Below are 23,520 nucleotides of genomic sequence, written 5' to 3'. Positions count from 1 at the left end.
TAAAGGTTATCTGTCCTCATACAATTTCAAGATTCCAGGTAGATTTTTCTGAAACTTCCTTTGTCAATAAATCCAATCATTCTTCCTCTTGTAGATCATCACCTCCTATGGTATTAGTATAATATAACCAATATATATATTGACAATGTAAATGGTGTTTTTCAGTCGAGAGTGCTCGAGAAAGCATTAATCTGTATTCAGGGGGATATGAACATGTTTAAAAAAGGAAAAGGCCAACGTGCAAAAAAGAAAGCGTTGTTATCTGAAGAAATCAAAGAGGTCAAGGTAAATCCAATAGATGTTGGCGAGTATAGTGATATTAAAAAGCAAATTCTTATGAATCAAATTACGGAAGAAGATTTAAAAGTACTGAATGTACTGAAACGAATCGTTGAACCTAATATTAATTATTTGGTTACGACGTTTTATGACAATATTGAGCATTCGCCAATCCTTATGCAGATTATTAATGACAATAGCTCTGTTGATAAATTAAAAAAGACACTCAGTAAACATATAGTGGAAATGTTTAATGGGGAAGTGAATGAATCTTTTATTCAAAAACGATATAAAATTGCTCATATTCACGTTCAAATAGGCCTAGAACAGAAGTGGTACATGTGTGCTTATCAAGGGATTCAGTTGGAAATGATCCAATTGATTGGCGAGCACTATAGTGATACGAATGATCTTCAGTTAGGAATTCAGGCAATTTCAAAGATTATCGGATTAGAGCAGCAAATAGTCTTAGAGGCTTTTGATAAAGAAACGACCCGCATTCGCGAAAGTGAAAATGCATTGAAACAGCAGGTACAATCAATGGTGATGTCCACGTCAGAAAATCTAAGCGCAATTGCTGAAGAGACATCTGCTAGTATTAATGATATAAATGAGCAATTAGCTGGAATTACCGAGAAGGCAAACAATGGAACGCAGCTAGCCATTGAGGGTGACTCTAACGCACAACAAGGAAAAAGCAAGTTAGGAAACTTGAAAAAATCTACGTTAGAAGTAACGGAAAATGTGGAGAAGATGGAGAAAAACATGGGCAAGCTAATGCAAATGTTTGAAGAAGTGAAAGGGATTGTTCAGATTGTTCAGGGAATTGCAGACCAAACGAATTTACTTTCCTTGAATGCGGCCATAGAAGCCGCAAGGTCGGGTGAGCACGGAAAAGGATTTGCTGTAGTTGCAGATGAAGTGCGAAAATTATCTGAGCAAACAAAAGAGTCGGTGGAAAAAGTTAGAAATCTATTAAATGAAACAAAAACAGAAGTGGAAGGAAATTCGCAAATTATTATAGATGTCAACAAAGCGATTGATGCGAATAATCAAACCGTCGATAGTCTTGACATTTCCTTTACACATATCGTTGATAAAATGAGTGTTACTCGTAGCTATAATGAGGAAATTGAAAACGAAGTACATAATTTTACCAAGTCAATTGGCGAAGTAGCTAGCGCCTCAGAGCATGTTTCCAAGACAGCGGACGAATTAGCTAATAAATCGAAAGATATGTAGGGGATGCCTGGCGTCACTTTCAGAATTGTTTAGATATTTCGGAACGTCATAGTTAAATACTTAAACATGAAACCAGTGGGTATTTTCACTTGTTATCAACTTTGTTAATCGGTGTAAAGTACTATATTTCCCGGGAATTACTGAGAACATTCTCTTATTATTCCACTCAAGACGGTATTTTAATAGTAGAAAGGGTAAAATAGAAGTAGATAGTAAGTTGAGGAGGGGATTGGCATGGATCAAGTCAATATTGACAACTTTGCACATCTAGCTTTGGACCGAAAGCTCGCTACTGATATTTTATCTGAAAATGGATCTATATTATTAAGAGAAGGCATGGTCATTACAACGAGTCACATAAGGTTGTTGAGACAAAATGAGATTAAGACAATTTCCGTATTTGGTCATACGTCCTTCCTTGAACAGTTGGATCAGAAGTGTAAAGTACAGCATAAGCCGTTTATCGCAGCTTATCGAGATCAGTTTAATAGATTGCAAGAGTTGTTTAACAGTACGGAGTCAGATATTGAAGTGGACGTGAAGGAGACGTTGGATGCGTTTGACCAATTAGTGACAGAGGCACTTGTGTCTCATAGTCTGCTTGAATTTTTGCAGCAATTGGAAGGTCATGAAGGATATTTGTTGCGCCATAGTATCCACGTGGGACTGATGACTTCCCTCATTGCAAAGTTGAATCACTTCCCAGATGAGGATGTGATTGAAATTGGGAAGGCTGGACTTCTCCATGATATCGGAATGGTAAAGATTCCAGAAACGATTTTTAATAAAGCGGATACGTTATCAACAGAAGAGGCAGACGCGATTTTTAAGCATACAGAGATCGGATATGACCTGCTCAAAAAAGAAGGTGTTTCTCAGTACATCCTAGATGGTGCATTCTATCATCATGAACGGATGGATGGATCAGGATATCCAAAGGAACGCCATGGAGATGAAATTCCAGAGGTGGCGCAAATGATTGCGATTGCAGATGTGTTCGATGCCGTTTCCTCTGACCGCATTTTTCGCAAAAAGCAGTCGCCCTTTAAAGCATTATCGGAAGTGAAGAAGGATATTTATGATAAGAGGCTCTCAGCCGTATATGGACTTCCATTTATTAATTATATGGTCAGCTTGTATACTGGCACAGAAGTGTATTTATCGGATGGGCGAACGGGAAAGATTGTATTATTTGACGCAATGAATATTGAGAATCCACTTATCAGTATTGATGAGGATGTACATCAGTTGTACGACCTAAAAGGTGTGACGATTCAAGACATTGCCGATAATAGGTTGAAGGATTTACAAGGAGAAGAAGTATAACAATGGTTTTATAAAGGTGTATAAGAAATTTCATGAAAAAAAGTCGGCCTGAACGTGAGCGATACTCATTGTTCAGGTCGACTTTTTACTGATAGTTCTTTTGATTATCGATTAACGACTGGAAACTTATCCCGCCTAGCCTTCACGCGATCAATTCCAGGATAATGTTGAATCATTTCTTTGCGTTCGCTTTCTAAAAGAGGGTATTTTTTAGTTAATCGTTTCCGTTGTTCCTTTAAGAAATCAATTTTATCGATGACAGCAGTGAATTTCCGTTGGTTCTCTAGGTTTTTGTCTTTTAAATCACTAATGAGGTTGCTCTCTACATCAAATAACGGAACATCATTTGAAACAATTAAATTGGCCATATCGCGATAAAGTTTTTTTCGCTTCAGTTCTCTTTCTTTAACTAATACTGAATTTTTGCTATTGACCACGCCAGCCTTTATTTTACCGATCAATCCTTGACCACTGACGATTTTCATTGATCGTGAATCAATGTCTCGTTCTATAATTTGAAGTTGACGGGCGATTCCAGCTATCAAGTCATGTTCAGCTAATTTTTCGAGGCTCATTGTTTGTAAATCATTCGCGATATTAGCGTGTTGTTGGGCAATGTTCTTTTTGACAATGGCGATCTTTTGCTCAAATGTCGACTTATTTTCAGTGTACCGATCAATCGCATTTGTCGTTTGTGATTTCTCTAAAGTGAGTTCGTTAATTTCTTGCAGCAAATGCTGGTAATGTGCAAATTTTGTCTTCCATCTTTGATTGATTTCTTCGGATGAACATGCTTCTTCTTCACTGTCTTGACTGAAAATCAATAGCAGAATAGCAAGAAAGTTCATCAAGTCGTTGTCTTTTGACCGCTGTTTAGTAAGAGCAGAGCCAGGGTTAATGCTTAAGAAAAATAGCGGGCTTGCTAAGGCGGAAACCAACGATGCCGAGTTTGTATAAGCGGTAGAAGGCATTGTCAGGCCTAAAAGGTTAGCACTACTCGCTAAAGGAGATGCTCCTTTCTCATAAAAAGAGAACCCCATTGTATTGACTAAAGCGGAATATAACATAACTGATCCATCGCTAACAAAAATTCGGTTGATCGTTTGCTGGGATAGATCAGATATACGTAATTCGTGTTTTAGTTGTTCTTGTTGCCGTTCAGGTAAATCTGCGATAAACGTTTCGAATGTTTTGTCAAGCTCTTCTTGCTCAGTATCCGTTGCTTCCTTATACTTTTTGCCAATTGCTTCATACATTTTTTTGAAAAAATGATGGACAACGTCTTCAAACCTAGTTCCAGTAAATTTTTTATTTATCGAACGATAAGACTGGATAGCCTTAGTTAAGACTTTGTCAGTAAATTCGTCTAAGCCTTGTTGTGTATCGATTGCCGAAAGAGACAAGTTATACCGCTGGGCAAAGACAGTGATTATCTCAAACGGTAGTTCCTCTCTAGCAAAATCGACAAGCTCGACTTCTTTATCGAGAGTCTGTTGATATTCGTCAAACAGCGCTTTTCGTTGTGAAACGTCTGTTGTTGTAGTCAATTTGCTTGAAATCATCCTCGTAATCGAAGCACTAGACATTAAAACATATGCAATCTTCAAGTTACGTGTAGAAGCCGATCGAACCGAATGAGTAAATGCAGCAGCTTGCATAGAAACACCTCTTTTAAAATTTCTAATAATACCACTCAATTTTACTATTAACCTCCAACCGGAAGCAAGAGGAGAAGCAAAGAGAAGCGCAGGGACGGTTCTCCTGCTTCCTAATTCCGATCGGGAAATTATCATTTTATAACGTATTTCATTATGACAGAAAAGATAGCTGAATGATTCACAAAGAACCTAGGCTAGGTGCTACTGAATAACATAGGTCTTTACAAAGGTGATCCATTTATTATCAAAGTAGGATGCCTCTTTCATGTCTTCGCTTTCCGCGGTGATGTCGTCAAGCCGCTTCGGGCAAATGCCCTGCAGGGTCTTGACAGGACTTCCAATACCGCAGGAAAGAGCATTTGCTTCGTCGAATCTACATCGATTTGTCTCGACGGATAAACAACAGCGCAATACTAGAAGAGGAAGAGACAGTCTTTTTCGCCATGAAAGAGGCATCCTTATTGATTAGAGCTGGTAAATCTCTTTAACCTGCAAGGTTTATGGCCCATATTGTGTACATTCCTTTGCACTTAACTACGATAAAATAGGCGGAAACCACTGTCACGATCAGTATTATTAGTCATTCAGTAACCCCTAGGATACGACGACATTTTCTCATGCACAATAATTTTGTATGCTTAACCAATAAAAAAACGACCTGAACGGTGAAATCATTCGTTCAGGTCGTTTTTATGAGTTGAAACTTACTGCTTCTTCTTAATAATGAGAACGGATCAGATTATGCAATCTTGATCTTAATCTAAAAAAAGATGAAGAATCCTGTAAGTGAACACGGTTTGTCAGGAAAATAACATGTAAATCTATCGTTGGATCAAACCATATGCTTGTTCCTGTAAATCCAGTATGTCCATATGATTGCTCAGAAAATAAGTCGCCGCACGAGGATGAATGTTGAGAATTTAATACCCATCCTAATCCTCTATGCTGAACATCGAAAGGAGTGAAATTAAGTTTAGAAAGTTTTAAAACTGGTTCTGAAAGAATCGTTTTTCCATTAAATACGCCATCATTTTCAATCATTGACGTATAATTCTGTAAATCGTTAAGAGTGGAAAAAAGTCCCGCGTGTCCGCTAACTCCTTCCATTACTTCTGCGTTTTCATCATGTACAATCCCTTGTTTATATCTATTTAATTTCTCACTATAAGCAGTTGCAGCATAGCGACTCAAATCAAAAGACGGATTGAATGTCGTTTCCATCATATTAAGAGGTTGAAAGATTTCCCTTTCAACGTAATGCTCAAATTTTTCTTCTGTTATCGTTTCAATAATTTTATATAAAATCATTAACCCTAGATCACTATAAACGACTTTACTGTCTGTTCGGTATTCGAGCGGTTCAGCACAAATGTCATCGATAATTTCCTCAGTTGAGAAGCGGTGGGGGCTTAGGTGATATGGTCGGTGTGCAGGGAGCCCTGACGTATGAGTTAACAAATGTTTCAACGTAAGTGATTCTTTGTTTTTCTGAGCGAATGCAGGTAAAAAGTAGGCAACTGGATCATCAAGAGTAATATCGCCAGAATCGATTAGTTTTAATAAAACAGGTAATGTCGCAACGATTTTTGTTAATGAAGCAAGATCAAATACCGTGTCTTTATTCATCGGTGATTTGTTTGGGAGGATCGTTCTGTTGCCTATGGCTTCACTTAAAACAATTTCTCCTTTAAAGGAAACTTGAACGCACGCCCCTGGTAAGTGGTTTAATGAAATTTCGTTTTGTAAAAACTGTTTAACAGAATGAATCATTTTTTTCAGTACACTCCTTATTTTGTGAATAGTAACTGTTATCTTTCTTCTTCAGTTTATCAGTATTTATACCATAAATGTGCCGAAACTGAAATTAAAAACCGAAATATTTAATAAATTATTGATTTTTTATTTCAAAAATAAAGTTTTTGTGTTATATTTTAATTATTCAAGAATCTCTTTAAGTTATTTACGAATGACAAAAGCTAAAAGGAGAAAAGATGAAACTTCAACTAATTGGAGATACGTCGTTAATAGCGGATGGAATGTCTATTCTTTCACAGGACATGAATATTCAATTAAAAGCAGACGGGTATCCAGTATACATTAAGCAGAGAAAAGGTCCATTATATGTAAATAATACAAACGACCACGGTGAAATATTCTTTGAAGAGAAGATACACTTCTTTCGTGCAATCGGGCTTTGGATCGAAAACTATCAACAAAAAAGGAATTTTGAATTAACAGAAGAACCTTATTTTCAGACGAATGGGGTCATGGTTGATGCCTCAAGAAATGGCGTATTAAAAACAGACGAGTTAAAAAAAATACTACGTAAAATGGCAACCATGGGTTTGAATGTTTTAATGGTCTATACGGAAGACACTTATGAAGTACCTGAATATCCTTATTTTGGCTATATGCGGGGGAGGTATAAACTGCGAGAATTAAGGTTATGCGACGACTATGCACACGAATTAGGTATTGAGATGATCCCCTGCATCCAGACATTAGCCCATTTAACCGAAGCTCTTAAATGGAACTACGCAGCCAACATAAAAGACACAGCAGACATTTTATTAGTTGGCGAATTAGAAACGCATCAATTTATAGAAAATATCATTGAAGCTGCATCGAAACCATTTCGATCACAAAGGATACATATCGGAATGGATGAAGCTCATCAGCTGGGGTTAGGAAAGTATTTAGATAAGAATGGCTACCGTGAGCGTTTTAACATTATGAATGAACACCTACAAAGAGTTGTTTCTATTGCTGAGAAAAATGGATTAAAGACAATGATTTGGAGTGACATGTACTTTCGATTAGGTTCAAAAGACGGTTCTTACTATGATTTAGAAGCGTCGATTCCAGAAGAAGTGATTGCGTCCATTCCAAATACGCAGCTTGTTTATTGGGATTATTATCATACGGATAAGAAGTTTTACAAAGAATTTATACAAAAACATCTGAAGTTGGGTTCCGCACCTATTTTTGCAGGCGGTGTTTGGACGTGGAATGGGATTGCTCCTAACTATGGTAAGGCGAGAGCTACTACTGAAGCAGCTTTGCTTGCTTGTAAAGAAGAGGGAATTGAAGAAGTTTTCTTAACGATGTGGGGGGACAATGGCGCTGAAACACCTCTCGTTTCAGGATTACCGATGTTGCAGTTATTTGCAGAACATGCCTATCGGGAACATGTGAATGACGAACACTTACAATCTCGGTTCGAAACGTGTGCTGGTGGGCGTTGGGAAGACTTTATGATTCTAAATCAATTCGATGAGACACCAGGTGTTTCAAAAAATAATTTACATGAATCTAATCCGTCTAAATTTTTACTCTGGCAAGACGTTTTAATTGGGTTATATGACAAAAACATTCACGGATTGTCTCTCAATGACCATTATGAAAAAATGATCTCTAAATTGAACAGAGCGACGGAAGAAAATCCACAATGGTATTTGTTGTTTGATTTTTATCGAAATCTAGCCATCGTCCTCAGTGTGAAAGCTGAAATAGGAATCAAATTGAAAGAAATATATGATGCGAAGGATAAACAAGAGATGCAATTGTTAATGAAAAAATTAGAGGAGTTAATGCAAAATGCAGATGCTTTGCGAAAATGCCACCGCGACTTATGGTTTTCGACAAATAAGCCTTTTGGGTGGGAAGTGTTAGAAATTAGATATGGAGGACTTTCTGCTCGCCTAGAGACAGTCCATCACCGAATGGAGAAATGGATAAAAGGCGATATAGCTGAAGTTGAAGAGTTGGAGGAAGAGCGATTAGAATTTGAGGGACCTTATGAAATGCCAAGTGGTTCTCTCGGAAGAAATATATATAAAAGAATTGTCACGGCTAGCGATTTGTCATAATAGCTTCGGAAAGCAATTCACCCAGGTATTAAGTTAAATATATTAAGGGAGGTGAAGTACTAGCAACTAGCTTTTTAAAAGGTTTGATTGCAAACTTAAAAAAATATGATTTTAAAAGGGGAAATTATTGATGAAAAAACAAAAGATCGTCACTGGTGTACTTTTAAGTTCACTATTAGCTTTGTCTGCTTGTGGAAATGATAATAATAATGCAAATGATGCAGCAGATGGAAATAATAACGAGACAGCTAATGAAGGAAACAATACGAATGGAAACAACGGTAACAATGAAGAAGCCTCTCAAGAAGAAGTCACATTAGAATTTTGGACAATGCAATTACAGCCAACGTTCACGGAATATATTGATGGATTAATAGATGTATATGAAGAAGAGAATAGTCACGTGACTATAAATTGGGTAGATGTTCCGGCCTCTGATTTAGAGCAAAAGTTACTTTCAGATATCAGTGCTAATAATGCCCCAGATGTCGTGAATTTAAATCCATCATTTGGGTCTAATCTTGCTGAGCTAGATGCTTTAACGATATTGGACGATGAAATATCTCAAGAAGAAAAAGACGTTTATCTCCAAGGTGCATGGGAAGCGAATCAACTTGGAGGGAATACTTTTGCTTTTCCATGGTATTTAGGTACAGAAATTGCCTACACAAATACTGAAGTTTTTGAGGAAGCAGGTTTAGATCCTGATAGCCCTCCTAGTAATTATGAAGAGGCTGCGGAATATGCAGAAACAGTGATGGAGGAAACAGGTAAATATGGATTCTTCCCTTCATTTGAAGGAACGTTACCAATGCAATACTTAGTTAAGATGGGTGCGGATCTAACAAATGAAGAAAGAACGGAAGCTGCTTTTAACAGTGCGGAAGGCATTGAAGCAGTAGAATATTTTACATCGTTATATCAAGATGGTCTGATTCCACCAGAATCATTAGGGGAACAAAGAGAAATTACAAATTTATATACATCAGGTCAACTTGCTTTTGGTGAGAATATCTTTATGACAGAAGTATCAGAAAATGCACCTGACGTTTACGAAGTTTCAGAGCCTTCTGAAGCTTTAACAGGAAAGTCAGGTAAAAAGAATATGAATGTTCAAAACCTTGTTATACCAGAACAATCAGAGAACAAAGAAGAGTCGATAAAATTTGCTCAGTTCGTGACGAATTCTGAAAATCAGTTAGAATTTACGAAACTTACTGCCATTCTTCCTTCTACTGAAGCGACATTGGATGACCCTTATTTCACTGACTTGCCTGAGGATCCAGAGGCAGCTGATTACGAGCGTATTATTTCAGCACAACAATTGCCAAATGCTGAACTATTAGTACCGCCAATGAATAATTTTAGTGAACTGCAAATTGCTATCCATGATGCATTTGCAAAAGCGATGTTAGGTGAAGCAACACCGGAAGAAGCATTAGCAGAAGCAGAAGCAGAAGAAGAGTGGAATGAACTATTAGTTGAATAAAAATTAGAATCGTCTACATGCTTTACCGAGACTCCCATTAAAGAGTCAGGCTCGCTAGCTTGACTCTTAGGGTGTTATTTAAATGATTCGTTTTACGATCAAGGAGGGAAAATGTTGCGTACTGCTAAAATTACACCTTATTTATTTTTGCTTCCAGGTTGCGTGATATTAGGAACTTTTGTTTTCTTTCCAATGATTCAAGCAATCTGGTTAAGTTTTACTGAGTACAATATTATTCAAGATGCTGAATTCACAGGATTAGAAAATTATACTGAGTTATTTCAAGATGGTTTATTTTGGCAAGTGCTCACAAATACAATCATTTATGTGGTCGGTGTCGTACCTTTATTAGTTATTCTTCCAATATTTGTGGCTGTATTAGTCAATCAGGAAATTAAAGGTGCTGTATTTTTTCGTTCTGCATTCTTCTTACCTGTTATTACGTCAATGGTAGTAGCCGGTTTAGCTTGGGATTTGCTGTACAGAGAATACGGGGTATTGAATTACATATTACAATTTTTAGGGGTTATTGATGAGCCAGTTCATTGGCTAACTTCTACTACGACTGCCTTATTTGCAGTGATGGTAGTGACAATCTGGAAAGGAATCGGTTACTATATGGTGATTTATTTGGCTGGATTACAATCGATACCAGAAGACTTGTATGAAGCAGCCAAGATTGACGGGGCAAGTTGGTGGCAACAAGTAACAAAGATTACGATTCCTATGCTTATGCCTTTTATTGCTTTGGTGTCAATGATGTCAATTATAGCAGCGATGAAAGTGTTTGAGGAAATCTACATTATGACTGGCGGTGGTCCACTCCATAGTTCAGAGACGCTCGTATTTTTTATCTATACGGAAGCATTTTCTAAATTAAATATGGGCTATGCAAGTGCAGCTGGTGTCGTACTATTTATTTTTACAGTTATTCTTACTGTAATAAATTTAAAATTCACAGGAAAAAGAGGCAATATTACCTGATCGGAGGTGAGTTATAGTGATCACGATTTATAACAAGAAGATTGACCTAAAAGATATTTCGAAAAAAATTATAGTTTATTTACTTTTATTATTAGTGGCGATTATTATGGTAGGACCTTTTATTTGGTTAATTTCTACTTCACTTAAATCAGCAGGAGAGAATGTATTTACATATCCTCCACAGTTAATTCCTGAGCAATTAACGTTCGCTAATTACGTTCAAGTCATGAATACATTTCCATTTGCTAGATATTTATTTAATAGTGTTGTAGTAACTGTTGTGACAGTGCTTCTTACGGTTCTATTTTGTACGTTGGCAGCTTATCCGCTAGCCAGAATGAATTTTAGATTCAAGAAAACAATTTTCTTTTTAGTAATTAGCACAATGATGATTCCATTCCAACTTTTAATGATTCCTGTATACCTTATTTCGATGAATCTTGGTCTGCAAAATACATACGCAGGCATGATTTTACCCAATATTACAACGGCATTTGGAGTATTTCTCATGAGGCAAGCCTTTACAGTTGTTCCATATGAAATGGATGAATCAGCCAGGATGGATGGGGCAAACACTTTTCAAATATTATTTAAAATTTTAGTCCCACTCGTCAAGCCTTCAATGGCAACATTAGCGATATTTACATTCATTACAGCGTGGGGAGACTTTCTCTGGCCATTAATTATTATCAGTGATCAAGATATGTTCACTTTGCCACTTGGTTTAAATATGCTATCAGGTACATTTACATCAAATTGGAGATTAATTTCAGCAGGTGCAGTTATTTCTATGGCTCCAGTTGTTATTCTCTTTATGTTTGTACAGAAATATTTTATAGGTGGGATCATGAAGGGCGCGGTCAAAGGTTAGTCTGTAAAAATTAACATTATCCAATCTTAAATCGCTTTGCTCATGCTTCAGGAATAAAAATATTGCTGAAAATATGAATAAGGAGAGAATCATTTGAAGAAAATCCTTGCAGTCGATGGTGGTAATAGCAAGACACATGCAGTGATCGTAAATGATGCAGGCGAACTTCTCGGTGAAGGGCTCTCGTTAGGATCAAATTATACGAGTACAGGGTCCGAATTATTTCTAACTCATTTGCATGGCGCAGTAAATCAAGCTTTAAATGAGGCTGATCTTCAATCGGATGATATTGATTATGCTCAATATGGCTTAGCAGGTGCTGATACTGCAAAAGATATGAAAGTATTAAAAAAATTAGTCGGTAAAATGCCTTTTAAACAATGGGGACTTGAGTGCGATACGTTGCAAGGTTTGAGATCTGGTAGCCCTAAAAATATCGGAGTTGTTCTCATCTGCGGATCAGGAACAAATGCAGCAGGAATTGATCAATTTGGTAATCGTGTGCAAATTGGTGGCTTTGGCTATAAATTTGGCGATGCGGCAGGTGGAGCGTTTATGGCGCAAGAAACTTTTCGGATGGCGATTAGATCTTGGGAGTCTCGTGATGAAAAATCAATGTTAGAAGAGATGGTCCCATTAGAACTAGGGTTTTCCGATATGGAAGAATTATATCATTTTGCGTTAGAAACGGAGGCTTTTTCAGCTCCTTTACAATTAACACGTGTGCTCCATAGAGCAGCGGAAAAAGGCGATAAGGCGGCAATAATGATCTTAAGAAACATTGGAGAAGAGCTAGGTAAAGCAGGAAAGGCAGTAGTCAATAGACTTCCGTCTCTACTTGAAATTAAAATTCCGATCGTTTTGAATGGATCTGTTTTACAAAAAGGAAAAAATCCTCACTTAATCAATTGTTTAAAAGAAACTCTAGAATATAGTGGGATTCACAATTATGAACTGATTAATTTAGATATAGCACCTGTATATGGTTCCGTTTTTCTAACATTTGATAAGTTAGGAATAAAGGTAACCGACGAACAAATTAAATCGTATAAACAATTTTAGATTTGCGAGGATGATGAAGTATGAGTGAAAAATCTTTGAAAATAGCTGTCATTGGTGCGGGTTCTTCTTATACGCCAGAATTGATTGAAGGTTTTATTAATAACTACAGCGAACTCCCAATCAAAGAATTGTATTTAGTTGATATTAGAGAAGGGCAGATGAAGCTAGAGATTATTGGAAATCTAGTGAATCGCATGCTAAAGAAAAAAGAAATACCAATCAATGTTCACGTTACGTTAAATCGAAGAGAAGCCATTGAGGATGCAGATTTTGTCCTTACTCAGATTAGGGTTGGTCTTCTTGAAGCGAGAGCATCAGATGAAAGAATTCCACTTAAGTACAACTGCATTGGTCAAGAGACGACAGGTGCTGGAGGGTTTTCAAAGGCTTTGAGAACAATACCGGTTATTTTAGATATTTGTAAAGAGATCGAGGAATTAGCACCAAATGCTTATTTAATCAATTTTACAAATCCTGCTGGGATAGTAACAGAAGCTGTAGCGAAATACTCAAAGGTTAAAAGTATTGGATTATGTAATTTGCCTATTGGGATAAAAAAGAAAATCGCCAATTATGCAGAGGTTGATATTGCAAATCTTGATATTGAATGGGTCGGAATCAACCATTTAAATTGGACGACGAAAATAAAAATTAATGGTGAAAACGTGATGGAACAATTTTTGAATAACCCTGCTGGTGATCAAAGTTTTTCTGTAAAGAATATTCCAGATTTTAAATGGGATGAAGATTTTTTAAGTTCTTTAGGTGGTCTCCCGTGTGGCTATCTTCGCTATTATTACATGACAGATAAAATGCTTGCTGATGAACTAGAGGCGGCCGATCAAACTGGTACAAGGGCTGAAGTAGTCAAAGAAATAGAGAAGGAATTATTTGAAGTATATCGGAACGCTGAAGTGGATGAAAAGCCTAAATTGCTAGAAAATAGAGGTGGAGCTTATTACTCTCTTGCGGCTGTGAATCTGATTTCTTCGATTTATAATAACAAAAAAGATATCCAAACGGTGAATATTCAAAATAATGGAGTGTTAAGTTTCTTGAAAGATGACGCATCGATTGAGGTGAATTGTGTAATTGATTCGGATGGAGCTCATCCAATCCAAATTCAGTCAGAAGTGAAACCTCATATGATTGGTCTCTTGCAAATCATCAAGTCTTTCGAAGAACTGACAGTGGAAGCAGCGGTAAAAGGAGATTATCATGCAGCTTTACAAGCTTTGAATCTCCACCCTTTAGTGACGTCTGTTACGGTAGCAAAACCGATGTTAAACGATATTTTAAAAGAAAACAAACGATTTTTACCTCAATTCAATTAATGGTTTTGTAAGCACAATTTGATCGCAAACAAACGACGTTTTAAAGATTTAGTGTGAAAGCAGCGACGGGAAAACAGGTGATCTAAATGAAGATAGGATTAGATATATTTTTAGAAAAAGAGTATTTAAACTTTAAAGGGAAAAGAATTGGACTTGTTACAAATATGACAGGAGTCAACCACTCCTTAGTCCCATCTATTGACTTGTTCTTTAACCATCCAGATATTCATTTAACATCGCTTTACAGTCCGGAACATGGGCTCCGAGGAGACATGAAAGAGGGAGAAGAAGTTGAGTCATACACAGATCCATATACCCATCTTCCTGTTTACAGTCTGTATGGCAAGCACAAGAAACCCACTAAAAAGATGTTGGACCAAGTAGATGTGATAGTTTTTGATCTTCAGGACATTGGTTCTAGATATTATACGTTTATATATACGATGGCTTATGTCATGGAAGCCAGTGAAAAGTATGGAAAGCATTTTGTTGTTCTCGATCGTCCTAATCCAATCTCGGGAATAAATATGGAAGGGAATTTGGTTGAGAGTGATGCCAGGTCATTTGTAGGGCTACTACCTATCCCTAACAGACATGGGATGACAGTTGGGGAACTCGCCCAGATGTATAAGTCCGAATTCGGATATAACTGTCAACTTACAGTCATTCCAATGGATGGATGGAAGCGTGATATGTATTATGACGAGACTGGATTATTTTGGGTTCCGCCTTCACCGAATGTAACAAATATTGATATGAACACGCTGTACACAGGAACGTGCTTAATTGAAGGGACAAATTTATCAGAAGGTAGAGGAACAACAAAACCATTTGAAGTGGTAGGTGCTCCCTTTATTGATGGGCATGAACTTGCAAAGAAATTTAACGGAAGACAATTGCCAGGTGTACTAGCAAGACCAACTTCTTTCATTCCAAGCTATCAGAAGCATAAAGATGAAATTTGCGGAGGAGTGCAACTGCATGTCGTCAATAGACATGATCTAAATTCTTTGCAAATAGGGATTCTGTTGCTTGAGACAATTGCTAATCTTCATCAAAAAGATTTCAAATTTATTGTAAACGAGAACGACAAATATTTTTTTGATTTATTAGCTGGGACGAAAATATTAAGGAATCTTATACTGAATGGTAACTCAAAAGAATTTTTATTAACTTGCAAGGATCAATTGGATTCATTCAGTCAACTAAGAGAACCTTATCTTCTATATAGATAGGATGAGATGAGATGGAAAAATTAATTAAATTATCAACAGAAATGAGAAATACTCATTCAATGAATATTGACAAAGAGTCAACTTCAAAAATCTTGACAATTATAAATAATGAGGATCAAACTGTTGCGGAAAGCGTTAAAAAAACCCTTCCTGAGATTGAAAAAACCGTTGATGCAGTCGTTCATGCGTTAAAAAAAGGTGGGAAATTGTTTTATGTTGGTGCAGGCACAAGTGGAAGAATAGGAATACTAGATGCCGTTGAATGTCCTCCTACATTTAGCGTTCCCTCGGATTTAGTCCAAGCAGTTGTAGCGGGGGGGAATTCTGCTATGTTTACAGCGGTGGAAGGTGCAGAAGATAATGAAAATTTAGCTGCACAAGAATTGGCAAATAGAGGGTTGACAGAGTTGGATGTTGTGATCGGAATTGCGGCTAGCGGTCGCACTCCATACGTAGCAGGAGCACTCAAATATGCTGGGGATATTGGTGCAAAAACGATCAGCTTGTCAAGTAATAAAGATTCTCTAATCAGTCAATATGCTAGTATTAATATTGAAGTTATCACAGGACCGGAAACATTAACAGGCTCAACAAGAATGAAGGCAGCTTCTGCTCACAAAATGATAGTAAATATGATAACGACAACGACGATGATTAAAATTGGAAAAGTATATGAAAATTTGATGGTAGATCTTAAAGTGAGCAATAATAAATTGAAAGAACGTGCAAAAAACATTGTATCCACGATTACTAATGTATCTTATTTAGAAGCTGAAGAGGTTTTGAAAAAAACGAAATATGAAGTGAAGCCTGCCATTGTGATGATTAAAGCGAATATAGATTTTTCTCTTGCAAAACAATATATAGAACAAACGGATGGATTTATTCGCGAGGCGATTCATTTAGCAAATGACCAATAGAAAATATCGTGTGATTAAGACATGAGTCTGGTAACCTAGACTTATCAAAGCATTTTTCTAATGTCTTTGTTTATACTTAGTATTTAAAAATGAGATTTCCACTTTTAATGTGAGAAAGGAGGGATATGTATGTCTGTAAACGGGGGGATTATGATGCTATCTGAGATGCTTTCATCGTTACCACCTTCAGAAAAAAAAATAGCCATTTATATCATCGCTAACCCTCAGGAAACAATTTCTCTGACCGCTAAAGAGTTAGGGGAAAAAAGCTTAACGAGTGGTGCTGCAGTTATTAGACTTTGTAAATCATTGAATTTAAAAGGTTTTCAGGATTTGAAAATTAGAATTGCTGGCGATCTGCAAAGAACTGACAGTGGCGCTGTTCGAGATATAGAACCTAATGAATCACCGCTCTCAATTATCGAAAAAATGACGAATAATAGTATTCAAACGATACGGGAAACCTCTGAATTATTAAGTATTGATGAATTAGTGAGAGCAACTGAGATGTTAAGAAAAACTTCACGGATACATTTTGTCGGTTTAGGTGCTTCGGGTATCATTGCTCAAGATGCGCAACAAAAATTTCTAAGAATAAATAAAAACGCTTATGCTTTTACGGATATTCATATGGTAGCAACTCAAGTGGCTAATGCAGAAGAGAACGATGTTGTTGTTGGTATTTCTTATTCGGGTAGCACGTTAGAAATTGCTAAGGTTTTGCAACTCGCAAAACAAAGGAATATCAAAACAATCAGCCTTACAAAATATAGTAATAACGTTGTCGCTGAAAATGCGGATGTTAACTTGTATACTTCCGCAACGAAAGAACCTACTTTCAGAAGTGGTGCTACTTCATCAAGAATCGCCCAATTACAAGTAGTGGATATATTATTTATGTGTGTTGCTTCCTTATTGTACGACGAAACAGTGAAACATTTAGACGAAACGAGAAAAGCAGTAGAATTTTTAACTAATACAAAAAAGAAAATAAATTAAATGAATCGATTGATTACATTTAAGGTTCGTTCGTTTTCTCTGAATCTTTCTTTTTTTCTTTGAGAGGTGTACACGATGTATTTTATAGGAATTGACGGTGGTGGTACAAAAACAAAAGGTGTGATTGCTGATGAGAGCGGGAAGATCTTGTCAGAAGCAACAGTGGGATCGACTAATCCTAATAGCGTAAATTTCGGGATGGTTAGAAATGAAATAAACATGCTATTAAATCAATTAAAAACGAAAAGTGAGATCGATATTACAAAAATAAGAATAGTTTATGCGGGTATTTCCGGTGCAGAGCATCCATCTACTAAAAGAGAATTACATCATGTTATTGCATCCTTATTTATTGAAAAAGTCGAGGTAATAATAAATAATGATGCAATAACTGCACTCTATTCTGGTACATTAGGGAAACCAGGGATCGTGCAAATTGCGGGTACTGGATCTATCACATATGGAATGAACCAAGATGAAGTCATTGATCGTGTAGGTGGTTGGGGATATTTAGTTGGCGAACGAGGTAGTGGTTATGCATTAGGAAGTGATGCATTGGAGGTTGCTTTTTTAGCACATGATGGCTTAAATGGAGAAACGAAACTAACGGATTTAATTCAGAATCATTTTAAAGTTGATACATTATCAGATATTATTCCCTCTATCTATCACTCAGGAAATTCTAAAGAAACAATTGCAGGTTTAGCAAAGTTAGTAATAGAAGCGGCAGATGATGGTGATCTAGAGGCTGAGAAAATCATCTATACAAATGCTACATATATGGGTAAATCGATATCATCTTTAATTAATAAATTGTTTCACTCTCAAGATCAGAAAATTCCTGTTGTGTTAACAGGTGGACTGTTTAACAGGTTGGATTTATTTCGTGAAACGATAGAAAAGGAAATAGATAGACACAACCTTAAAGTTGATATCATAGTGCCTAGCATAGAACCAGTAGAAGGTGCACTTATCGCTGCAATGCTTGAAAAACAGAAGCAGAGGGACGGTTCTTCTGCTTCCTAAGTCCGATCGGTAAAATCAACTTAGTGTTCCTTTCTTAATTATAATGAGAATATATTCAACAAGGCGAATTAGATTATGAGCAATCTAATATTCCATTATCAATAACAGATGGAGTAGTAAAAGTAGATCGTCAACGTAATATAGAAGAAACGATTTAATTAGCAGATAAAGCTTTATATCAAGGCAAACGAAATGGCAAGAATCAAATAGTGTTTCGGAAGGGAACCTAGAAAGACGATTTCACACATGAAGTCGTCTTTTTGCGTTTCAACTTTTCGCTGCTTTTCTTAAAGACGCTCATCATCCATGTTTGGAAACGATTATATCAAAAGTATTGCCTCTTTATGGATAGGTTTGTCTTATTACTTCAATATATTTCTAGAAATATAAAGGTATATAGCATTAAAAGTCGAATTATATCCTTAGATAATTGTAAATATTAGGTGTGGTCGAGCTTGGGCCAGTAGGGAATTCAAGAAATCATATTCTTTTAAAATGAAACAACGACCTAAAATAGGAAGCAGGAGAACCGTCCCTGCGCTTCTTGTCTGTGCGTCCCTATGCTTCTTTTTTTGAAAGGGTTTACATGTGTGAGGGAGGGTGTTAAGTGTAATGGAGGAACTGTTAAGGACGACAAATATTACGCGTGATTTTGGTAGCGGGAGGAATGTGGTGCACGCATTACGAGGTGCAAGTGTGAATATCGCTTATAACAAACTGATTGTATTAAAAGGAAGGTCTGGATCGGGGAAGACAACGATGCTAAACCTGTTAGGTGCATTGGATATTCCGACAGAAGGGGATGTGTTTTTTGCAGGGGAAAACACTCGTGATATGTCTGAAAAAGAGAAAGTGATATTACGCCGGGAAAAAATAGGGTTTATATTTCAGTCATTTGCCCTCGTTCCGTTTATGTCAGTATATGAAAATATCGAATTTGGTTTGAGAATTGCTGGGGTACCTAAAGAAGAATGGCAAGAAAAAGTCGAATACTCACTGGCTTTTGTTGGTTTAAGTAAACGAGCAAAACATCGACCGTCGGAATTATCAGGTGGCGAGCAACAAAGATGTGCGATTGCGCGAGCCGTTGCCCACCGTCCACCGCTTGTATTAGCCGATGAGCCAACGGCAGAATTGGACAGTTTAATGGCCGTGCGGGTGATGCAAGGCTTCAAAAAATTGGTGGAAGAGGAGAAAACGACGGTTGTTATGACAACACATGACCCTTCTATTATGGAGTTAGCCGATCAAGTGTATGAATTGGAGGATGGAATCATTGTTGAAAAAAATGCAGTTTTATAAGAACGGTATCAATCAATTAATTGGGTTATTTTCAGTTGGGCTGTTGCTTTTGCTTCTCTCGGCTTGTGCGATATTTCCAACCGAAGAGGCAATGCTTGAACCACCATTAGTAGAACCAGCGCAAACGGAATTTGAAACGGAGGAAGTTATTAAAGGGGACATTTATAGCAGTGTGAGCGGTTCTGCCAATTTCACGGCGATTAATAAAACGAATGTGTATTATACGGAAACGGACGGGCGTATCAAAGAAATCCATGTTCGCCCTAATGATGAAGTGGAAGAAGGTGATTTACTAGTTGAACTAGAAACAGGAGACTTAAGTTTTGATATAGAATTATTGGAATTAGATTTGGAAAAAGCGAAGCAAAGGTTAAGTCAAATAGAAAACTCGGATGGAGATCAATATGAAACGACTATCTCTCGCCTCGATGTTGAAGGTTTGCAATTGAGATTAGATAAAATGAACCAAGATATGGAAGGTGCATTTTTGCGGGCTCCTATGAGTGGAATTATCACTTTTATTAGTGAACATCAATCGGGGGATTATATCGAAAGTTATCATACGCTCGTACAAATATCTGACCCGGAAAACCTCGAAATTATTTATACGGCGTCTAGTAGTAATACGCTGAGTGATGTTGATTTAGGTATGGATGTTCAAATTACATATGATAATCAAGAATTGGCAGGGGAAGTCATTCAAACTCCTCGTGATTTGCCATCTGATATATCTGAAGAAAGTATAGATTTGTATGATCGAAGTTTACTTATTGATCTTACCGAGGATAGGCCTGATAGTGTTGCAAAAGGCGATTTAGTAAATATAGAAGTTGTCACAGAAAAAAGTGAAGAGACGTTAATGATATCGCGTGGTGCATTACGTACTTTTTCGGGGAGAGAATATGTCCAAGTAGTAGATGAAGATGGTAGTTTAAGAGAAGTGGATGTGCGAACTGGCATTGTATCCTCGACTCAAGTGGAAATTCTTGAAGGTCTTAATGAAGGAGATCAAGTGATTATTAGGTAGGAGGCATCAATTAGTGGCCATTATTCGCATGCTTATACGTAAAATGATAAATAATTTGTGGATTGTAGGTAGCCTATTACTAGGAATCGTCATTACTGTTGCTCTAGTAACTAGTATCCCGATATATACGTCGGGTGTTCTAGAAAAGATGTTAATAAGTGATATGGAAGACTACCAAATCGACAATGAGGTATACGCTGGTCAATTAAATCATTTCATGTCTTTTGGTAGCGTGGAAGAATCGGCGCAACAAGAGATTGAAGAAATGGAGTCATACTTTCACAATACGCTGTCAGATTATATAGACTTATCTGTAAAAAATCATGTCACAAGATTGAGCACAAAGAAATTACCGATTTTTTATCAAGATGAAGAGCTTTATGACAATGAGTCTAATAATTACTTTCATATTGATAGTTTAACAGGATTAGAGGATCATATTGAGATCATTAATGGTGTTATGCCAAGCAATAAACCGGTAGATGGTGTATATGAAGTCATGGTAACGGAGACGGCTTTGTACGAATTGGACGCCGTTCTTGGGACGGAATTTTCTATTGAACTGGAGGATGGGGAAACAGTTTTAGTAAAACCTGTTGGTGTGTTTGAAGCGAGTAATTCACAAGATTTGTATTGGTTTGATTCGTTAAGTTCATACGATGAAAGTATTATCATGCGTGATGAATTATTTCGTGAAGACATCTTTAGTCGTGATATGAATGCGCTCTTTTATGTAAGAATGAACGCAGCATTTGATTACCATCAACTTTCGTTGGTTGATATAGATCGGTTAGTGACTGTAGAAAATCGATTAGATAGAAATACGAATGAGATTATGGGGGCAGAAATTTATTCGACAAATGAATTTCCTGCACAAGGTATTATGCTGGAATATAGGGAGAGAGAAACACAATTAACCGCATTAATGTGGTCGTTGAATGTACCTGTCTTAATTATGCTCGCGCTTTACTTATTTATGGTGTCACGACTCATCGTTGACCGGCAAAAAACGGAGATAGCTATCTTTCGCAGTCGAGGGGCAGCAAGATGGAAAGTCATGTTTATTTATTTGCTTGAAGTGAGTATGCTAGGTGTGATTGCTCTGTTTATAGGTCCATTATTAGGATTAGGCATTAGTCGTATTTTAGGAGCTTCGAGCGGATTTTTAGAATTTGTGCAGAGAACGGCTTTACCCGTTTCTTTGACAAATGAGGCTTATATGTATGCTTTTTGGACTGTGGTAGCATGTGTTTTCATGGTAATGATTCCCGTGTTTCTAGCGGCATGTGAGAATATCATTAGTCATAAACAAGACTCTGCTAGAATGCAAGGTCATGCTTGGTGGCATAAACTTTATTTAGATGTTATTTTGTTGCTTATAACCTTGTATGGATGGACAGTATTTGAACACAGGCAATCAGCGTCAGAAGGATCAGTAAATGGCGATATGATTCAAATTGATCCACTGTTATTTTTGATACCAACCTTTTTCATCATAGGATTAGGTTTGATGTGTTTACGCATCTATCCTTGGGTAATCCGCTTAGTAAATTGGCTTGGAAAAAAGCATTGGTCGCCTGCTATGTTTGCCACGCTCGTTCAAGTAGGGCGCTCGTCCAGACAATATCAGTTTTTTATGTTGTTCTTGATCATGACGATTGCTGTTGGAATTTATAGTGCTGGGGCAGCTCGAACGATTAATGCAAATATGGAAGAACAAATTCAATATGACTTTGGGGCCGATGTTCGTTTAGAATCACATTGGGAAAATAATGCACCAATAGAAAGTATGGGTGGAGCGGGAATGTCGCCTGGATCTGATACCGAGGAAGAAGATCCAGGCGATGAGGATGTATTTGTTGATAGTCAAGCAGACGTTATTCAATATTCTGAGCCCCCGTTTACACCATACCAACAATTATCAGGTGTAGAACACAGTGCGAAAGTGTTTAATAAAAGCGGAGTGACGATTCAATCAATCGGTAATAGTATGAGTTGGACAGACATGATGGCGATTAATACAGACGAATTTGCACAAACAGCTTGGTTTAAGCCTCAGTTGTTGGATACACATTGGTATAACTATTTGAATTTAATCGGGAAAGAGCCATCTTCGGTTCTTATTTCAGAATCTGTTGCGTCGCAGCTTGGCGTAGGACAGGGCGATTATATTGATATATCATGGCAAGGAAGAGACAGTGCTCAATTTGTCGTATATGAAACAATTTCTTATTGGCCGTCGTGGAATCCTCATCCTGAAGAAGATGGACGAGCCCCTGGGTTAGTCGTAGCTAATTTACCTTATGTTCAAAACGTACTAGGATTGGAACCTTATGAGGTTTGGCTGGATATGGAAGATAAAGCTAGCAGTGAAGCACTGTATGACAATATTCGTGAACAAGAATTATCGGTTGTTGGTATTCAGGATTCTAGACAAGAGTTGATAGCGTTAAATAACAGTGCTTTTTTACTGGGAATCAATGGTGCCCTAACGCTTGGATTTTTGATTGCACTTGCCGTTTCCTTTTTCGGATTCTTATTATATTGGATCTTAACGATGAAGTCTCGTATTTTACAATATGGTATTTTCAGAGCGATGGGATTATCGTTTAAGCAAATGCTTTTAATGATTACCTCAGAACAAATTTTAACTTCGGGAATGGCTTGCTTGTTCGGGGTTTTCATTGGAGGGTTGACGACAAGAATATTTGTACCTTTATTTAGTCTCTTTTTTGAAGCTGGCAGAGTTCCTCCATTTGAAGTCGTGTTTGAAACGTCTGACCAGATCCAGTTATATGTGTTCGTTTCAATCATGATTATTGTAGGTCTTGGTATCTTAAGTTGGTTATTGTCACGTATTCGTATCCATGAAGCCGTTAAGCTAGGAGAGGATTAAG

The 23,520-nt window shown here is 37.1% G+C and carries 18 protein-coding genes; 16 read left to right on the top strand and 2 right to left on the bottom strand.

Annotated elements, in window-relative coordinates; genetic code table 11:
* Window positions 1-213 precede the first annotated feature (213 nt).
* Together ACM26V_RS13805 and ACM26V_RS13800 are read left to right on the top strand one after the other, a co-directional pair.
* On the top strand, window positions 214-1,521 hold the full coding sequence (locus ACM26V_RS13805) for a protoglobin domain-containing protein (RefSeq protein WP_416147293.1): 1,308 nt from the start codon (window positions 214-216) through the stop codon (window positions 1,519-1,521).
* 234 nt (window positions 1,522-1,755) lie between these two features.
* Complete coding sequence (locus ACM26V_RS13800; protein WP_416147292.1) at window positions 1,756-2,847, top strand: HD-GYP domain-containing protein; 1,092 nt, start codon at window positions 1,756-1,758, stop codon at window positions 2,845-2,847.
* Between the two features lie 104 nt (window positions 2,848-2,951).
* Here the strand turns inward: ACM26V_RS13800 and ACM26V_RS13795 are convergent, their stop codons facing one another.
* A complete protein-coding gene (locus ACM26V_RS13795) occupies window positions 2,952-4,505 on the bottom strand; it encodes a hypothetical protein (protein WP_416147291.1) in 1,554 nt (517 codons plus the stop codon).
* Window positions 4,506-4,830: 325 nt separating this feature from the next.
* Here ACM26V_RS13795 and ACM26V_RS13790 point away from each other — a divergent pair, with 325 nt between their 5' ends.
* The gene (locus tag ACM26V_RS13790; RefSeq protein WP_416147290.1) at window positions 4,831-4,974 is read left to right on the top strand and encodes a hypothetical protein; all 144 of its coding nucleotides are present in this window, start codon (window positions 4,831-4,833) and stop codon (window positions 4,972-4,974) included.
* Window positions 4,975-5,222: 248 nt separating this feature from the next.
* Here the strand turns inward: ACM26V_RS13790 and ACM26V_RS13785 are convergent, their stop codons facing one another.
* A complete protein-coding gene (locus ACM26V_RS13785) occupies window positions 5,223-6,275 on the bottom strand; it encodes a serine hydrolase domain-containing protein (protein ID WP_416147289.1) in 1,053 nt (350 codons plus the stop codon).
* 221 nt (window positions 6,276-6,496) lie between these two features.
* On the opposite strand from ACM26V_RS13785, the gene ACM26V_RS13780 reads away from it, so the two are divergent.
* The 13 genes from ACM26V_RS13780 (at window position 6,497) to ACM26V_RS13720 (ending at window position 23,519) form a co-directional block, all read left to right on the top strand.
* On the top strand, window positions 6,497-8,374 hold the full coding sequence (locus tag ACM26V_RS13780; RefSeq protein WP_416147288.1) for a beta-N-acetylhexosaminidase: 1,878 nt from the start codon (window positions 6,497-6,499) through the stop codon (window positions 8,372-8,374).
* A gap of 130 nt (window positions 8,375-8,504) precedes the next feature.
* Window positions 8,505-9,863, top strand: coding sequence for an ABC transporter substrate-binding protein (locus ACM26V_RS13775; RefSeq protein WP_416147287.1), 1,359 nt, complete (start codon window positions 8,505-8,507; stop codon window positions 9,861-9,863).
* Window positions 9,864-9,974: 111 nt separating this feature from the next.
* Window positions 9,975-10,847, top strand: a complete 873-nt coding sequence (locus tag ACM26V_RS13770; protein WP_416147286.1) for a carbohydrate ABC transporter permease — start codon at window positions 9,975-9,977, stop codon at window positions 10,845-10,847.
* A 16-nt stretch (window positions 10,848-10,863) separates the two neighbouring features.
* Entirely contained in the window at window positions 10,864-11,718 is an 855-nt protein-coding gene (locus ACM26V_RS13765) for a carbohydrate ABC transporter permease (protein WP_416147285.1), read from the top strand.
* A gap of 93 nt (window positions 11,719-11,811) precedes the next feature.
* Complete coding sequence (locus tag ACM26V_RS13760) at window positions 11,812-12,780, top strand: N-acetylglucosamine kinase (protein WP_416147284.1); 969 nt, start codon at window positions 11,812-11,814, stop codon at window positions 12,778-12,780.
* A gap of 20 nt (window positions 12,781-12,800) precedes the next feature.
* Entirely contained in the window at window positions 12,801-14,114 is a 1,314-nt protein-coding gene (locus tag ACM26V_RS13755) for a 6-phospho-beta-glucosidase (RefSeq protein ID WP_416147283.1), read from the top strand.
* 86 nt (window positions 14,115-14,200) lie between these two features.
* A complete protein-coding gene (locus ACM26V_RS13750; RefSeq protein ID WP_416147282.1) occupies window positions 14,201-15,349 on the top strand; it encodes an exo-beta-N-acetylmuramidase NamZ domain-containing protein in 1,149 nt (382 codons plus the stop codon).
* An 11-nt stretch (window positions 15,350-15,360) separates the two neighbouring features.
* Complete coding sequence (gene murQ, locus ACM26V_RS13745; protein ID WP_416147281.1) at window positions 15,361-16,269, top strand: N-acetylmuramic acid 6-phosphate etherase; 909 nt, start codon at window positions 15,361-15,363, stop codon at window positions 16,267-16,269.
* Window positions 16,270-16,398: 129 nt separating this feature from the next.
* A complete protein-coding gene (locus tag ACM26V_RS13740) occupies window positions 16,399-17,268 on the top strand; it encodes a MurR/RpiR family transcriptional regulator (protein WP_416147280.1) in 870 nt (289 codons plus the stop codon).
* Window positions 17,269-17,343: 75 nt separating this feature from the next.
* On the top strand, window positions 17,344-18,294 hold the full coding sequence (locus tag ACM26V_RS13735) for an N-acetylglucosamine kinase (protein ID WP_416147279.1): 951 nt from the start codon (window positions 17,344-17,346) through the stop codon (window positions 18,292-18,294).
* Between the two features lie 672 nt (window positions 18,295-18,966).
* On the top strand, window positions 18,967-19,596 hold the full coding sequence (locus ACM26V_RS13730) for an ABC transporter ATP-binding protein (protein ID WP_416147278.1): 630 nt from the start codon (window positions 18,967-18,969) through the stop codon (window positions 19,594-19,596).
* Window positions 19,571-20,623, top strand: coding sequence for an efflux RND transporter periplasmic adaptor subunit (locus tag ACM26V_RS13725; protein WP_416147277.1), 1,053 nt, complete (start codon window positions 19,571-19,573; stop codon window positions 20,621-20,623). The genes ACM26V_RS13730 and ACM26V_RS13725 overlap by 26 nt, the downstream gene beginning before the upstream one ends.
* A gap of 13 nt (window positions 20,624-20,636) precedes the next feature.
* Complete coding sequence (locus ACM26V_RS13720) at window positions 20,637-23,519, top strand: ABC transporter permease (protein WP_416147276.1); 2,883 nt, start codon at window positions 20,637-20,639, stop codon at window positions 23,517-23,519.
* The last annotated feature ends 1 nt before the right edge of the window (window position 23,520 follow it).

The sequence above is a fragment of the Salipaludibacillus sp. HK11 genome (assembly GCF_047795645.1).
Taxonomy (GTDB): domain Bacteria; phylum Bacillota; class Bacilli; order Bacillales; family Salisediminibacteriaceae; genus Salipaludibacillus.
This window is presented reverse-complemented; position numbering and strand designations above follow the sequence as displayed.

Coding starts and splice junctions, on each gene's coding strand:
- ACM26V_RS13795 (WP_416147291.1), bottom strand. CDS start 4,505: ATGCAAGCTGCTGCATTTACTCATTCGGTTCGATCGGCTTCTACACGT.
- ACM26V_RS13735 (WP_416147279.1), top strand. CDS start 17,344: ATGTATTTTATAGGAATTGACGGTGGTGGTACAAAAACAAAAGGTGTG.
- ACM26V_RS13800 (WP_416147292.1), top strand. CDS start 1,756: ATGGATCAAGTCAATATTGACAACTTTGCACATCTAGCTTTGGACCGA.
- ACM26V_RS13805 (WP_416147293.1), top strand. CDS start 214: ATGTTTAAAAAAGGAAAAGGCCAACGTGCAAAAAAGAAAGCGTTGTTA.
- ACM26V_RS13785 (WP_416147289.1), bottom strand. CDS start 6,275: ATGATTCATTCTGTTAAACAGTTTTTACAAAACGAAATTTCATTAAAC.
- ACM26V_RS13770 (WP_416147286.1), top strand. CDS start 9,975: ATGTTGCGTACTGCTAAAATTACACCTTATTTATTTTTGCTTCCAGGT.
- ACM26V_RS13775 (WP_416147287.1), top strand. CDS start 8,505: ATGAAAAAACAAAAGATCGTCACTGGTGTACTTTTAAGTTCACTATTA.
- ACM26V_RS13780 (WP_416147288.1), top strand. CDS start 6,497: ATGAAACTTCAACTAATTGGAGATACGTCGTTAATAGCGGATGGAATG.
- ACM26V_RS13740 (WP_416147280.1), top strand. CDS start 16,399: ATGTCTGTAAACGGGGGGATTATGATGCTATCTGAGATGCTTTCATCG.
- ACM26V_RS13755 (WP_416147283.1), top strand. CDS start 12,801: ATGAGTGAAAAATCTTTGAAAATAGCTGTCATTGGTGCGGGTTCTTCT.
- ACM26V_RS13750 (WP_416147282.1), top strand. CDS start 14,201: ATGAAGATAGGATTAGATATATTTTTAGAAAAAGAGTATTTAAACTTT.
- murQ (WP_416147281.1), top strand. CDS start 15,361: ATGGAAAAATTAATTAAATTATCAACAGAAATGAGAAATACTCATTCA.